This window comes from Oceanospirillum sp. (genome assembly GCF_048265165.1).
Lineage (GTDB): Bacteria > Pseudomonadota > Gammaproteobacteria > Pseudomonadales > Halomonadaceae > Oceanospirillum.
The window spans coordinates 637,625-652,267 of the sequence record NZ_JBLXCD010000001.1 but is presented as its reverse complement, the minus strand read 5'-3'; the positions used below and the strand labels follow the sequence as shown (position 1 = coordinate 652,267).

Below are 14,643 nucleotides of genomic sequence, written 5' to 3'. Positions count from 1 at the left end.
ATGACCGATCAGAATACAATGAAGACAACTGAAACGGATCAGGTACAGGTTAGCGAGTCTCTGGTTCAGATCCGTGGTCTGTATAAAAAATTCAATATCTCCGGCGACTTTCTTGATCAGCTGAAGTTTAAAGGCGGCAAGCTTGTTCGTGAGCAGGAGTTTGTTCATGCCATTAATGGCGTGGATCTGGACATTAAAAAGGGTGAAGCTCTCTGCGTGGTTGGAGAGTCCGGTTGTGGTAAGTCCACTGTTGCCCGCACCGTGATGGGACTGCTGACGCCATCGGCGGGAACCATCAGTTACCGGGGCGAACGTATTGATGACTTGGATGATAAGCAGCTGCTATCGTATCGCAAAAAGATGCAGATGATCTTCCAGAATCCCTATGCTTCCCTCAATCCGCGTATGACTATTGCGCAAACGCTGGAAGAGCCGGTACGGCTTCACAACCCTGACTGGTCAGCTCAGCAGGTACGGGATAAAGTACATGAAGTGATGTTCTCCGTCGGTATCGATCCGAGCTGGGGTGAGCGCTTTGCCCATGAGTTTTCTGGTGGGCAGCGTCAGCGGATCAGTATCGCCCGTGCCTTAGCGGTTGATCCCGAGTTTATTGTCGCCGATGAACCTATCTCTGCACTGGATGTATCGATTCAGGCTCAGGTGCTGAACCTGCTGATGGATGCTCAGGAAAAGCGTAACCTGACCTATCTGTTTATCACCCACGACCTTTCGGTGGTGGAGCACTTTGGCACCCGTGTGGCGGTGATGTACCTTGGCTCTCTCTGCGAGCTGGCACCGACCAAAACACTGTTCGCTAAACCTCGTCACCCGTACACTCAGGCGTTGATGTCTGCAATTCCGCGTCTGGAAGATGATCGTCCGCAGCATATTAAGCTGCAGGGTGAGGTGCCTACCCCGGTGAACCTGCCCAGTGGTTGTGTTTTCCATGGCCGTTGTCCCTACGCGAACGAGCGCTGCAGTCAAGAGATTCCGCAGTTGATCACCACTGATGAAGGTGGTCAGGTGGCTTGTCATGGTGTTGCAGAAGGCCGCGTTTAAGCGGCCTGTACCTGCTTGGTCACCCAAGACGTTGCGTTGTCACCCAAGACTTTCTTCTTATTAAAAGCCGCTTAACTGAGCGGCTTAATCAGGGAATGGATATGAGCTTAACAATCCCGTCCAAGATCAAGATCAGCAGTCAGTTCGACGCCGGTAATATTGAGGTGTTGGATCTGACCAATCCCAAGGATATTCAACTGAGTATCCGTCAGGATAACCAGTCGGATTTCTTTCAATGGTTCCACTTTCGGGTGCAGGGTGCGGCGACTCAACCGCTAAGCCTGCGTATTGTGAATGCCGGACAGGCCGCCTATGTGGATGGCTGGCCGGACTATCGGGCCGTTGCATCCTACGACCGTGAAACCTGGTTTCGTGTGGATACCGCCTATGAAGCCGACACCGGAGAGTTGGTGATTCAGCATACTCCGGCTCAGAACAGCATCTACTTTGCTTATTTTGCTCCCTACAGCTGGGAGCAGCATCTGGATCTGGTCGGTCAAGCGCAGCAGTCTGCGCTATGTGAGGTGCATGATATCGGCACCACCCTGGATGGCTATGATCTGAACCTGCTGAAAATCAGTAAAGCATCAGGTAATCCGGCAGCAAAAAAACAGATCTGGGTAACAGCCCGCCAGCACCCTGGTGAAACTATGGCGGAGTGGTGCGCTGAAGGCTTTATCGCCCGACTACTGGATGAGGATGACGCCCTGGGTCAGTCTATTCTGGATCAGGCTGATTTCTATGTTGTGCCGAATATGAATCCCGATGGCTCCGTTCGAGGGCATCTGCGCACGAATGCTTGTGGCGCTAACCTTAACCGGGAGTGGGAAACACCCACTCCAGAGCGTAGCCCTGAAGTTCTGGCGGTACGTACTCTGATGCAGCAAAGTGGTGTTGATCTGTTTCTCGATCTGCATGGTGATGAAGCCCTGCCGTGCAACTTTATCGCCGGTCAGGAGGGGGCACCTCACCTGAGCCTGGATGTGCTTACGCAGGAAAAACGCTTTAAACAAGACCTTGAGCAGATCAACCCTGATTTTCAGACGGCACGGGGTTATCCACCTGGCAAATTTGGCCCTGAGACCTATACTATTGCAGCCTTCTGGGTTGGCAGAGAGTTCAACTGCCCATCCATGACACTGGAAATGCCATTTAAGGACTATGATAACCGTCCGGATGCGGATTTTGGTTGGTCGCCGGAGCGCTCTGTTAAACTGGGGGAATCCTTACTTTACCCGGTACATCAATGGTTGAAGGCTGGTTTATAAGCCCCGGTAGTTGTTTGTTCTTTTAAGGTACGCTATGGAAGTTAGATGGCTCGATGATTTTATCGCTCTGGCCCGGGCAAGGCATTTCTCCCGGGCGGCGGATGAGCGCAATGTCACCCAGCCTACCCTCAGTCGCCGTATAAGGTTACTGGAGGAAGAGATGGGCACAACGCTGATCGACCGCAACAGTCTTCCGTTGTCTCTGACCGCTGCCGGCGAGGTGTTTCTGGCCGGTGCGGAACAGATGACCCGCATCGCACGGGAGACCAAGGTGCGTTGCAATGAGATACGTGAGCAGCAGAGTAACCGGCTCACATTTGCCACAACACAGACGCTTTACCTGACACTCTATCACTCGGTACTGATGCCGTTTTCAGCCCAGAATAACCTGCCCATTGACCTGAATCTGAAATCCACTTCCTGGGTGGGTGCGGACTTTGTTAATGCTTTGTCCCAGGGGGAGTGTGATCTGGTGCTCTGCTTCTGGCACCCGACCATGAAGGTGGCCCGGGATCTGGATGATGAGCGTTTTGAAAGCCTCACCGTTGCGCGGGAAAAACTGGTGCCGGTAACGGCCAACGATGAAGATGGGCGGCCACTGTACTATCTGCCGGGACAGAAAAGTCAGCCGCTGCCTTACATTGGCTACTACGAAAACTCTTTTATGCGCTCAGTGCTGGATCACTTTGTTCAGCAGCAACCAGAGCCGCCTCAGCTGGTGACCATGAATGAAAATGTTCACTCGATCAGTGTTAAAGCGATGATCAAAGAAGGCTTTGGCTTTGGCTGGGTGCCTAAGCGTCTGGTCAACAGTAGTTTGGAACATGGCAGCTTGAGTCTTGCAGGGGGTGAAGAGTGGCATGTACCCCTAGAGGTTCGCCTGTACCGGAACCGCCAAAATGTTCAGCCAAACATTAAACAACTCTGGGCACTACTGGAAGAGGCTCTTGCCAATCGGTCTCTGAACGTCTGATCTGTATCAGATGATTCGGGTGTCTTCTGTGATGCGCCGGGTTTCTGGTTTCAATGTTTCAACCTGCCTGAGGGTGGGTTCGATTAAAAAGGTTTTTTATGTCTGCACTTTATTTTGCACACCTGTCCCAACTGCAATCCCGGTTTGAAGCACTCCTGCAAGAGCATTCGTTTGATCAGCTTCTGATCGGTTCCGGTCATTTGCACAAGCATTTTTTGGATGACACCCGTTATCCGTTTCGACCAAACCCTCACTTTGTTTACTGGTCGCCGTTCCTGACTCAGCACCCGGATTGCTGGCTGCTGGTTCGCCCCGGTCAGAAGCCTTTAATGTTTTATTACACGCCGAAAGACTTCTGGCACCTGACACCGGATCTGCCTTGTGCAGACTGGGCGTTGGGTTTCGAGTGGATCGCTTATGATGATCCGGCGGCTATGCTGGCAACCGTAGGGCAGGCGCGTACGGCTCTGATCAGTGAACAGGGTCTTGAGGGAGCGCATCTGAGCCACAATCCTGAGGCTCTGATCCATAGTATTAACTTTGGTCGGGCGATCAAGACCGAATGGGAGCAACACTGCCTGCGTGAATCTAACTACCTGGCGGTTAAAGGGCATCGTGCGGCGCAGCGCGGTTTTGAGTCCGGACTCAGTGAATACGCTATTCATCAGACTTACCTGAGTGCGATCTCCCATAATGAACGTGATATGCCCTACGACAATATTGTCGGCCTGAATGAACACGCCGCTGTACTGCATTATCAGTTCCAGCAGCGTTCCGCACCCGGTGAGCACCGCACCTTGCTGATTGACGCTGGTGCCAGTTTTAATGGCTATGCAGCAGATATTACCCGTACCTTTACTCAGGAAGGTACTCTCTTCTCTGATCTGGTGAAAGGGCTGGATGATCTGCAGCTTCAGCTGTGTCAGCAGATCAGTGCCGGCAGTAATTTTGTGGCGCTGCATGAGCAGATGCATCTGATGATCGCCGATCTTCTCAACCGTTTTGGTATTGTGCATGCCAACCCTGAAGATCAGTTGGAACAAGGGATTACCCGTACTTTCTATCCTCACGGTCTGGGCCACTTGCTGGGGCTTCAGGTTCATGATGTGGGTGGTTGGCAGCAGGATGCAACGGGCGCTATACAGGAGCCACCGGCTGAGCATCTCTTCCTGCGCCTGACCCGTACACTTGATACAGGTTATGTTATTACCGTGGAGCCGGGGGTGTACTTTATCCCGCAGCTGTTAGCAGAGCTGAAAGCCTCTAAGGCTTCAGAGCAGATCAACTGGGCGATGGTGGAAAAACTACTGCCTTATGGTGGTATTCGCATTGAAGATAACCTGTGCGTGAAGCCAGATGGCAGTGAAAATTACACCCGTGATGGTTTTGCACGGTTAAGTGACCTCTGAATTTACCAGCCCATATCAGGCGAAGCCTAGTATTGTGGTGTTAGAAACCTAGTATCATGGTGTTACAGGGACGGTGCGATGGATACAAGGACGGTATCCGGGCGTTACATAACGGCGTGGAATCTGGGTATGGTTATTGGCAAAATGCGCCTTAGCACGGACTGTTATCCACTTTGACTCAGGATTGATCATGATAAAACAGATGAACCGTATTTTTATGGCAGTGCTGGTACTGGCACTGGGGTTAATATCTACAGTACAGGCCGCGCCTTCCGATAGGGATATTACGCAATTATTGGATATTTCGGGTGTTTCTGCTCAGATTTCTGAATTTCCTCTGGCGATTAAAGAAGGTATTGCCGACGCGGTTGATGCAGGAAGAATTTCTTCGGATAGTGCCTTTAAAGTACAGCAGCAGATTGATCTGAGCCTTAATGAAGCGGTTATTCTTTCGGATATTTCCCAGTCCCTTAAAACAGAGATGTCTGCAACGGAAGTGGATGAGCTTCTGACCTGGTTTGACTCGGAGCTTGGCCGCCGTGTGACCTCTGAAGAAGCAAAGGCTTCAGACGCGGACAGTCAGGCACTGATGATGGCCCATGTCCAGTCACTGATGCAGGATCAGAGCCGGATGGCACAGGCCGCTCAAATCAATAAAGAGGCAGGTGTCACCGAAATTACCCTTGAGATGCAAAAGCAGGTTGCTTCTGCGATCTTCGTTGTTCTGCAGCGCTCATCGGGCGAGGGTGGTGATATTGATCTGGACGGCTTTCATCGCCAGCTGATGATGTCTGAGTCAGATACGCGTCAGCAGGTTGATCAGATGGTCACCATCGCTCTTGCGTTTACTTATCGTAATCTTGATCAGAATACCCTCCAGTCATATATCGGGTTCCTCTCCCAACCGACAACGCAAAAGTTTAACCGGACGGTGCAGCAGAGTATTAATAACAGCATCGAACAGGTGGTGCGTCAGTGGGCTGCTAATTTGAGTGTTGCAGCCCGATAGGTTGATGATATCTATCTGTTAGCCTGTACTCTCAGGCTTCTGAACCAGCTTTTTTGCCATTGTCCGACCAGAAAACCGACCAGAATCAGCGCGCAGGCCAATAGCTTAGTGTCGCTGATGGTTTCTCCATGAAAGATCATACTGCCCAGCAGGCCGAATACCGGCGTCAGCATGGTTAACGGTGCTACCGTTGATAGTGGGTACTGAGTCATCAGGCGATTCCACAGCCAGTAGCCGAGCAAAGTGGTCGGGTAGGCCTGAAACAGCACCGAGAACCAGACACTGCTGTTCATCTGTTCCGGCAGGGCGATAAACACTTCCGGCCCGTAGCTGATCAGTGCCAGAGCCGCCAGCGGCAGAGGTGCGAACAGCATACCCCAGACACTGAAGGCGAAGATCTGCTGGGTATTCGCAAGCTTTACGATCAGGCCGATAACCGCCCAGCTTAAAGCACCGATCAGAACCAGTAGTAAGCCTGCCAAAGGCACAGAGCCATCCTCAAGACTCAGGCTGACCACAGCGCCCAGTAAAATCAGGCCCGCTCCTACGGTCTGACGTGGGCTGATTTTCTCTTTGAGTACCAGCCAGCCGATCAGAAGACTGGCGATCAGACTCAGATCCATCAGCACGCCCGCCATACCGGCACTGACCCCCAGAGTGATCGCTGAGGTCATCATGCCCCAGACTCCGACACCAAAGGTCACACCATAACCTACCAGATAGCGTAGTTTCACCTTAGGGCGCTTGATAAAAAAGATCACCGGCAGTACCGCAAACGTAAAGCGCAGGGTGGTCAGCAGAATCGGGTTGATCTGATCTGCCCCCAGTTTAATGACAGAGAAATTAAATCCCCATAAACACATAATGCTTAAACCCAGTAGCAGGTCTTTCAGGCGCATCGTTTTGTTCTCCCTAAAACGCTGAAAAGTGTTGTTCTGTTAAGGGGCTAGTGTCAGGTTTTGCTAGAAAAGATAACAGAGTCAGTTTTTAAAAATAAAAAGTATACAGTTTGTTGGTGCGGCGTTAATCTGAAGTAACAGATCAGCTGGATTAAGAGGTGAGGCGTGCGTTATCAGGGGATTGCAGAACAGATTATTACCGATATTCAGGCGGAGAAGCTCCCCCATGGCAGCCGTATGCCCTCGCTTCGCAAACTGGCGCAGCAGTTTAATATCAGTATGACCACCGCCATCAACACCTATCACTATCTGGAAGAGTTGGGCTGGATTATCGCTAAACCTCAGTCCGGTTTTTATGTTTCCCGTCCTCTGCTGGCCAGCAAAACCCCTGAACTACCTCAGTTTCGCAGTCAGCTGAAAAGCATCTCTTTTCAGGAATCCGGCATCAACTATCAGCCGGGAATTTATGAACCCGGGCCTCTGGGTATCTCCCAGTTAGCACCGGATCTTATGCCGACAGAAGCCCTGCAAAGAAGTCTTAAGCGGGGTATTTCGCGCCTTGCCCGACAGCTGCATAACTACCCGGATCGTCAGGGTGATCCGGCCTTACGTCTGGCACTGGAAGAGCATTTCTGCACCTACGGTTTTCCTTTCTCTGCCAAAGATCTGGTGATTACCGGAGGCTGTATCGATGGGGTGCGCATCGCTCTGGAAACCGTATCTGATCCCGGTGATGCTATCGCCATCAGTTCGCCTTGTTTCAGCGGTCTGCTGGAGCTGTTGGCGGGACTGAATCGCAACGTGGTGGAAATTCCTTCAACAGAGGAGGGGATCGATCTGGATCAGTTTGAGGTGCTGCTAAAGAACAAAACCGTCAAAGCGGGGCTGTTCAGCACATCCCATATGAACCCACAGGGGATCAGTATGTCGGCAGCCCAAAAACAGCGACTGGCAGAGCTGGCGAATCAGTATCAGATTCCCGTGATTGAAGATGATATCTATATCGAACTGGGTCAGAGTAAAACCCTGCCGTTACCGGCGAAATACTGGGATAAAGGCGGTTTTCTGCTCTGGTGTGGCTCGGTCTCAAAAACCCTGAGTGCGGGGTTCAGGGTGGGTTGGTGTCTGCCGGGACAGTTTTTCACCGGCTATGAGCGGCGGCACGGGGTGAACCATTTTGGCATCAGCACACCGGTACAGGCCGGGTTGGCAGATTTTATCAATACCGGCCAGTACCGACGTCACCTTAATCGGGCACGAATCCAGCTACAAAAAAACCTGAAGGATTACCGGGAGTATCTTTTGGCACATCTGCCGGAGGGAAGTGCGGTCAGCCAGCCCACCGGCGGCATGGTGCTCTGGCTACAGATACCTGGGCTGAACAGTCAGTCGCTCTGGCAACAGGCGATAAAAGAAGGGCTGGATCTTAGAATCGGCCCTGCCTTTACCACGCTGGATTATTATCAGGATTATGTGCGTATCAACGCAGGTTGGCCATTGGATGAGCAGATTGAGGCCTTATTAGCACGGTTTGTCGGGCTGATTCACCGGTCGCGGTGAACCACACTTTCCCGATGACGCGCCCCTGTTAAGGGGCCAGCATCAGATAATCCATCGGCAGGTATTTCACCCAGTCGCCTTCTCGAACCTTTTGTCCAGGTTCTACAATCGCCAGGGCATCGGCCCACTGGCAGGAGGTGAGCACACCGGAGTTCTGCGATGGTGCCAACTCAATACGCATCGGCTGGCTGGGCAGGTCGCCGGGGCGCAGGCGGACACGGCGCACCCGCAGATATTCCCGGCGTTCACCGGCATCAATATTAAACTCTGCTTCTGCATACCGGTAAACCGGAGCCGGAACCTCACCCCGCCCCTGCAGGACGCCAAGAGCCGGACGAACCACCACCAGACAGGTCAGTAAAGATGACACCGGATTACCGGGCAGACCGATAAAGGGGGTTTCTCCCTCTGGGGTTTTAATCTGACCGAAGGCCAGAGGCTTACCGGGTTTCATCGCCATACGCCACAGGTTAAGGGTTCCCTGCTGTTCGATGGCAGGCTTAACGTGATCCTCTTCACCTACAGAGACACCGCCGCTACTGATCACCAGATCCGCCTGACAGGCTGCTTTTTGCAGTGCTTTTACCGTCGCTTCACGGTCATCCGGGATGATTCCGCTATCAATGACCTCGCAGCCCAGATTCGCTAACAAGGAGAGCAGCATGTAACGGTTAGAGTTAAAAATCTGTCCTGCCTGAAGGGGCGCACCAGGTTCAACCAGCTCATCACCGGTACTGAGCAGTGCGACTTTAGGTTTCTTGTGAACAATAACCTCTGCCTGGCCTACCGATGCAACCAGCCCCAGCGCCACGGCATCCAGGCGGCTACCGGTATTTAACAGCACCCGGCCCTGCTGAATATCCTGCCCGGCTTTGCGGACAAAATCCCCCTGGTTAGGGGTATCAATATGGGTATGAAAGCTGACCTGGTCGCCATCCACCTTTACCTTCTCCTGCATAACGATGGTATCAGCACCATCGGGCAGGGGGGCTCCGGTAAAAATCCGGGCGCAGGTGCCGGGCTGCAGAGCTTCGGGCTGCTGTCCGGCGGGAATGCGTTGGCTGATGGCCAGTGGACTTTTCTTCAGGTCTTTAATGTTCAGCGCGTAGCCGTCCATGGCGCTGTTGTCCATGCCAGGCACATTAATCTGGGAGACAATGGGCTCTGCCAGCACACAGCCCAGCGCCTGAGAAAGAGGCTTTACCTCTGTTGCAACGGGTCTGATCGCATTACAGATACAGCTGATCGCTTCGTCTACAGGCATCAGTCCCGGTTGATCACAGGCGTCTTTTCTCGTTTTAAGCAGCATAACTTCCGGTTTCCGTTATCGGTTGTATTGGCGCAGCGGGTGTTATCAATATTAAACGTGCTGAGCATTACCCTTGGTCAGTAATGCCACATAGTTGCAGGGGCGGTGGCGACTATCCAGCTGATCCTGAATGACTTTATACCAGCCGGTACGGCAGGCACCAGTGGAGCCTGGTAAACAGAAAACCAGAGTGCTGTTCGCCAGTCCGCCAATGGCACGGGATTGAATGGTAGAGGTTTTGATCTCGTCATAGGAAACCATGCGAAAGATCTCACCAAAGCCATCAATCACTTTGTCCAGTAAGGGGGTTACCGCTTCCGGTGTGCTGTCCCGGCCTGAGAAACCGGTTCCGCCCGTGCTGATAATACAGTTGATGTTCTCGTCAGCAATCCAGTTAGAAATGGTGGCCCGTAGCTTGTAAACATCATCCGGTACGATAGCGCGATCACCCAGTTTGTGACCGGCTTCTTCCAGGCATTTAACCAGAGTATCGCCGCTTTTGTCTGTTTCCGGGGTGCGGGTATCGGATACGGTAAGCACTGCGATATTCAGTGGTACTTCAACAGGTTCTGCGGGTTGGTTGTCCATCATTTGTGTCATGGGGTTACCTTGTTCTGAATAATTAACGTTGGCGAAAAGCTGTCAATGTTTAACTCATAGCACAGCTTATGCCATTGTGATCGGGAAAAAAGCCGGAAATTCTCTGTTATCATCTGAAATATTCCGGTTAGGGCTGCTGATCAGTGATCATCCTGTGATTGAGTCTTTGGTGCAACCAGGCCAGAGCCAGTAGCGCAAGCCCCAGTCCCATAAAGGACGCGACACGCCAGAGGCCGGTCAGGTCAGACATATCAACTAAAAATAGCTTAGCCACCACAACCAATAACAAGCCCATACCTGCTTTATAGAGCGACAGTTGCTGTCGCCAGCTCCCTATAAGGAGTGCTGCGGAGGCCATCAGCAGCCAGACCACAGAGTAGGTATATAGCTCACCGTTTGAGGTGTCGCGATACAGATGCATCTCACCAGTCTGCCAAAGATGGCGAACCTCCATCGAGACAAACAGTAACAGGTTGGCTCCGGCAAACAGGATTGCAAAGCGGGCGAAACGCACCGGTAGCAGACGCCACAGGGCAAGACCGACCAGTGTTGGCACCCCGTAGCTCAGCAGCAATAAATTGAAGATGGGATCGGTACTGATATCAGCTGCGTCGCTCCAGAGTGGATTACCCGCCAGCAGCACAAAAACGCCATAGTTCACGATGGCTGCGGTCAGGTGTACCCCTGCCAGCACTTCATAGAGGCGGGTCAGGTGCTGACCGGTGCGGGCCCGATAAAGATAAACCGCTGCCGCACCACCCCAGATCAGGGTATTCAGGCTGGCTTCCAGAAAACTGTATTCGGAGATAAAAATATCGCCATCGTAAAGCCAGTATCTTAGCTCGGCAGCGATGGTCAGAATCAGCAGATGCGCCGTTGCACCCTGCAGCCAGGCGCGCATTTTAATATCCGATTGCATCAGCCATGCCGCAAGAGCCGCAAACAGAGTTGAGCCACCGTAGGTCCAGAGTGACCAGTGGCTGTCGTTGCTGTAGGTTAATAGCCACGGGTTCAGTGTCAGGCGCAGCACAACAACCGACAGTACGACACGGATCACCCAGGGCATATAGGTCAGCTGATAACGACGCTGCAGCCAGGACAAACTCACCAGCTGTGCCGCCAGAGCGACCGTCAGGGTCGCATCTGCCAGCCAGATGACCGCCAGCAGAGCCAGGCTCAGGTGAGCCGACGCCGTTATCACAACCTTAAAGGCATCACTGTAGTAGGGCTGGTTTCGGTTAACCGCCCAGCGCATCAGCAGCAGATAAGCGATGCTGACGGCAACGGCAACAGAACCCCAAACCCACTCATCGGTAAAGCTATTCAGTGCGTAATACGCCGTAGACAGCAAGGCAATCGGTGTTAACGCGCCCATGCCAGCCCAGTAGGCCGGTAATGGGTAACGCTGCCGGAGCAGCCAGATCGCCGTGCCGCTGAACAGCAGACTCAGCAGTATAAAACGCACGATCAGACCGTATTGGACGCCATAAGAAACGGTTTCCAATACCGCCTGATCATGCAGTTCCGTCAGTAGTGGCAGCAGTGCCGCAAGGATGGTGGTTACCAGGGCGATAACCGGTAACAGAGTAAACAGCGGGCGTTGGGCCGCCACCAGAATCAACAACGCCGGAAGCAGTAACAGGCTGATCGGGCTGGCATCAGCGACCCCTTCAATCCAAAGGCTCCAGGCCTGAGCCAGGGTTGCCAGCAATAACAAAATCCCCTGGAACCAGGCTGTGCTTTGGCGTAGCTTGTTTAGCTGCGACCGGCGAAATTCAGCATCTTTCAGGTTTTTCAGCCACTGCCACAGGTCTTTTACGGTGCTCTGATGATCTTCCGGCCAATCGATCTGTTTTAGTGTCCAGTCAAAGCGCGGTACCGCAAGAAAGAGATAAGCGATGACCAGCAGATACAGTGATCTGGCCCCTTCCATTGGCGTAGCCGCCAGGGATGCGAGCCACCACAGTAGGCTGCCGACGATAACCCCGATCCAGAGCCAGCGGCGTTCAACGTACGAGATCAGCCAGAGGCTGAAAAATGTCAGGATGGTGCTATAGACCAGCGCCAGTTCGATCTCACCGGAACCTGTGTTAATCAGTAAAGGAACAATATAGCCACCCAGCATGCCCAGTGCTGCCAGAACCGGCCCCTGCCGCAGGGCCAGTGCCATGGTTGCGAAAGAGGTCAAGGCCATACCGGCAAAGACTAATAAGGGGGAGACGTCCGGGAAGAGTCTGAAGGTGGCAAACAGTGCCGAGTAGAGAATGATACTTGCGCCACCCGCCAGTGAGGCAAAGATAGTGTTCTGGCCTCTGGTGCGATGCAGGTATTCCGCCAGACCATGCAGAGCAAGGCCTACCAGTAGAGAAAGGACAATCCGGGCCATGGGCCCCAGAATGCCCTGCTCGATGGAGTAACCCACCATAAAGACACCGGCCAGACCTACGCAGATGCCGCCGAGCCAGATCATCCAGTGTTGCTGCACACTTTTCTTCAGGCGGTCAAACCAAGGGACATCGGCTTCTTCCGACCCCTGATCCGGTATTGGAGGCGGGGAAGCCTCTGTTCCGGGGGCACTGGGTTGCAGGGTCTGATCTACCGCATGGTTTTGGGCGGGCACTATTTCAGTATCAGCTATAGCTTGCTGAGATACAGGAGGAGCAGTCGGTTGCTCTGGCATTTGCCCCACGGCCTGATCCAGCTGTTCGCTCAGTTGTTGCTGATTCAGGTTCTGGTCTTTCAGTACGGTATCAAAGTGCTTCAGAACCTGACGGTACTCGCCCAGCTCATCCCGCAGGCGTTTTAGTTCATCCCGTTGATGCTGAGTGCGGAAAAAGGCCACCATGCCCAGCGCTGCCATTACCAGCCCTGCAATCGGGACAATAAAAAGTAGGGCGATTAATAAAGCTTCATCCATGGCGTGGAGATCCTAAAGTGCACATTCCCGTCTGCCGGGGAGAACCGGTAGCGGCAAATACCGTTGGGGGTTATTGGCCAAAAACAGACTGCATACTAGCAGATTACAACTGAGTGGCTACAACCGAGGCGAGATAAATGCCTGAGCCGGGTTCCGGTCGGAAGCTGTTTGCAATCAGCGTCGGAATAAGACCGGTTTTTAGTCTGAGTTACACCGGAGTGAACAACCAAAGCTGCACCTGCAAAGAGGCAGGTTGCAGCTAGATCGGGTCGTTTTAACGGCGCGGGACTGGTTGGTGGGATGTGATCAGTTATCCGTTATCGGATGTAATGTTTGTATCGCGGATGATCTCTTTAATCGGAAAGGGGCATAGATCAGCGCCAGTACCAAAAAGAGTCCTAAATAACCGATTAAAGGGTAAAAGAGAGCCACCAGCTGAGTGAAGCCGGCAAAGCTGGCGATAAAGGCCACCAGAAGAGTCACGATACTGAAGCGATTCGCAGCGCTGGTTTGCATTCGTGTAAACCGGGCGACAAAGGCATAAAACATACTGGCACCGGTGCTGAAGATCATACCGAACAATACAAACGCCATTGCTTTTGCCAGCAAAGGAGAGATGCCATCGATAATTTTCAGCAGGGGCAGGGCATAACCTGCAACCTGATCGACCTGAGAGAACATGGCAAGATGGCTGATCATAATCAGTACACCCACACCGACACCACCCAAAAGGCCACCCCAGCGCGCGATGTTTGCATTGGGCTCGGCACCCCCTATCACCAGCGCCATGGCAGCGCCAACAGCAATATTAAAGGAGACATAGTTAACCGCAGACACCAACCAGTGAGGCAGTGTTGAGTCGATACCTTCCGCAATGGGGGCCAGCTCTGCAAAGCTTCTTTCCATGGTTGACAGGCTGTAGGCACAGATCAGAGCCAGGGCCAGTACCAGAAACGGCGTGATACTACCGATCAATCCCACCACCCGGCGCACATCCAGCATAAGGGTAGCGCCCATCATCAGCGTCATCACAATACTGCCTATATAAGCAGGTAGCCCAAACTGCTGATTCAGGGTTGAGCCTGCACCGGCGATCATCACCACGCCGACACCGAACAGGGTAAAAAAAATAATACCATCGACGATCCGGCCGATTTGGCGACCGCTGATCTGGTAGATCACGCTTTTATGGGAGCGAGTACCTGTTCGGCTGCCCAACCAGGTCAGCATCATACCCAGATAGGCAAACAGTGCTGTTGCCACCACCGCTGCTACGGTGCCCATATAGCCAAAGCTGGTGAAGTACTGCAGCACTTCCTGACCGGAGGCAAAACCTGCGCCCACAATAATACCGATAAAAGCACTGGCAATTTTGATAATGTTCCACATGATCGTCTGGTAACTCTTGTTTTTGTCGTAAATAAACAGTGTTGATAATTAGAAGGGCAGCATAATATTTTGCCTTCTATGGAGAGGAGGCGAAACTAGCAGAGCTGATTCCGTTGCAGTATTACACCTTGGTCGTATGGAAAAGTGCTGTGTTCAGGCTTTTTGTCAGAGGATAATATTGCTAAAAACGTATAGCGGGTGTTTAAGAGTGCCGCGGCAGAGGGTAGAAGCAGGGGTTTAAGGGCAGAGGC

11 protein-coding genes are annotated in these 14,643 nt (G+C 52.7%); 6 read left to right on the top strand and 5 right to left on the bottom strand.

Translation table 11 applies throughout. From position 1 onward, the window contains the following. The 5 genes from ACN0R8_RS02815 to ACN0R8_RS02795 all read left to right on the top strand — a co-directional run bounded on the left by ACN0R8_RS02815 (position 1) and on the right by ACN0R8_RS02795 (position 5,718). Positions 1-1,059 carry an ABC transporter ATP-binding protein gene (locus tag ACN0R8_RS02815; RefSeq protein ID WP_417594861.1) on the top strand — a complete coding sequence of 353 codons (1,059 nt, stop codon included), beginning with the start codon at positions 1-3 and terminating at the stop codon, positions 1,057-1,059. Positions 1,060-1,160: 101 nt separating this feature from the next. After that, positions 1,161-2,327 (top strand): M14-type cytosolic carboxypeptidase, encoded by a 1,167-nt coding sequence (locus ACN0R8_RS02810; RefSeq protein WP_417594859.1) that lies wholly within the window; start codon positions 1,161-1,163, stop codon positions 2,325-2,327. A 34-nt stretch (positions 2,328-2,361) separates the two neighbouring features. Continuing rightward, positions 2,362-3,300: a LysR family transcriptional regulator gene (locus ACN0R8_RS02805; RefSeq protein ID WP_417594857.1), complete on the top strand. Its 939-nt coding sequence runs from the start codon at positions 2,362-2,364 to the stop codon at positions 3,298-3,300. A gap of 98 nt (positions 3,301-3,398) precedes the next feature. Beyond that, positions 3,399-4,709, top strand: coding sequence for a Xaa-Pro dipeptidase (pepQ, locus tag ACN0R8_RS02800; RefSeq protein ID WP_417594855.1), 1,311 nt, complete (start codon positions 3,399-3,401; stop codon positions 4,707-4,709). Positions 4,710-4,899: 190 nt separating this feature from the next. After that, complete coding sequence (locus ACN0R8_RS02795; protein ID WP_417594853.1) at positions 4,900-5,718, top strand: DUF2059 domain-containing protein; 819 nt, start codon at positions 4,900-4,902, stop codon at positions 5,716-5,718. An 11-nt stretch (positions 5,719-5,729) separates the two neighbouring features. On the opposite strand, the gene ACN0R8_RS02790 is transcribed toward ACN0R8_RS02795, so the two are convergent. Further along, the gene (locus ACN0R8_RS02790; RefSeq protein ID WP_417594851.1) at positions 5,730-6,617 is read right to left on the bottom strand and encodes an EamA family transporter; all 888 of its coding nucleotides are present in this window, start codon (positions 6,615-6,617) and stop codon (positions 5,730-5,732) included. 165 nt (positions 6,618-6,782) lie between these two features. On the opposite strand from ACN0R8_RS02790, the gene ACN0R8_RS02785 reads away from it, so the two are divergent. Then, on the top strand, positions 6,783-8,177 hold the full coding sequence (locus tag ACN0R8_RS02785) for a PLP-dependent aminotransferase family protein (protein ID WP_417594849.1): 1,395 nt from the start codon (positions 6,783-6,785) through the stop codon (positions 8,175-8,177). Between the two features lie 28 nt (positions 8,178-8,205). Here ACN0R8_RS02785 and glp read toward each other — a convergent pair whose 3' ends face one another. The 4 genes from glp to ACN0R8_RS02765 all read right to left on the bottom strand — a co-directional run bounded on the left by glp (position 8,206) and on the right by ACN0R8_RS02765 (position 14,392). Then, a complete protein-coding gene (glp, locus tag ACN0R8_RS02780) occupies positions 8,206-9,486 on the bottom strand; it encodes a gephyrin-like molybdotransferase Glp (protein WP_417594847.1) in 1,281 nt (426 codons plus the stop codon). Positions 9,487-9,537: 51 nt separating this feature from the next. Beyond that, positions 9,538-10,086 carry a molybdenum cofactor biosynthesis protein B gene (gene moaB / locus ACN0R8_RS02775; RefSeq protein WP_417594845.1) on the bottom strand — a complete coding sequence of 183 codons (549 nt, stop codon included), beginning with the start codon at positions 10,084-10,086 and terminating at the stop codon, positions 9,538-9,540. A 127-nt stretch (positions 10,087-10,213) separates the two neighbouring features. Further along, positions 10,214-13,003, bottom strand: coding sequence for a DUF2339 domain-containing protein (locus ACN0R8_RS02770; protein WP_417594843.1), 2,790 nt, complete (start codon positions 13,001-13,003; stop codon positions 10,214-10,216). A gap of 306 nt (positions 13,004-13,309) precedes the next feature. Next, positions 13,310-14,392 carry a hypothetical protein gene (locus ACN0R8_RS02765; protein ID WP_417594841.1) on the bottom strand — a complete coding sequence of 361 codons (1,083 nt, stop codon included), beginning with the start codon at positions 14,390-14,392 and terminating at the stop codon, positions 13,310-13,312. Positions 14,393-14,643: the final 251 nt, after the last annotated feature.

Coding starts and splice junctions, on each gene's coding strand:
- ACN0R8_RS02815 (WP_417594861.1), top strand. CDS start 1: ATGACCGATCAGAATACAATGAAGACAACTGAAACGGATCAGGTACAG.
- ACN0R8_RS02810 (WP_417594859.1), top strand. CDS start 1,161: ATGAGCTTAACAATCCCGTCCAAGATCAAGATCAGCAGTCAGTTCGAC.
- ACN0R8_RS02805 (WP_417594857.1), top strand. CDS start 2,362: ATGGAAGTTAGATGGCTCGATGATTTTATCGCTCTGGCCCGGGCAAGG.
- pepQ (WP_417594855.1), top strand. CDS start 3,399: ATGTCTGCACTTTATTTTGCACACCTGTCCCAACTGCAATCCCGGTTT.
- ACN0R8_RS02795 (WP_417594853.1), top strand. CDS start 4,900: ATGATAAAACAGATGAACCGTATTTTTATGGCAGTGCTGGTACTGGCA.
- ACN0R8_RS02790 (WP_417594851.1), bottom strand. CDS start 6,617: ATGCGCCTGAAAGACCTGCTACTGGGTTTAAGCATTATGTGTTTATGG.
- glp (WP_417594847.1), bottom strand. CDS start 9,486: ATGCTGCTTAAAACGAGAAAAGACGCCTGTGATCAACCGGGACTGATG.
- moaB (WP_417594845.1), bottom strand. CDS start 10,086: ATGACACAAATGATGGACAACCAACCCGCAGAACCTGTTGAAGTACCA.
- ACN0R8_RS02770 (WP_417594843.1), bottom strand. CDS start 13,003: ATGGATGAAGCTTTATTAATCGCCCTACTTTTTATTGTCCCGATTGCA.
- ACN0R8_RS02765 (WP_417594841.1), bottom strand. CDS start 14,392: ATGTGGAACATTATCAAAATTGCCAGTGCTTTTATCGGTATTATTGTG.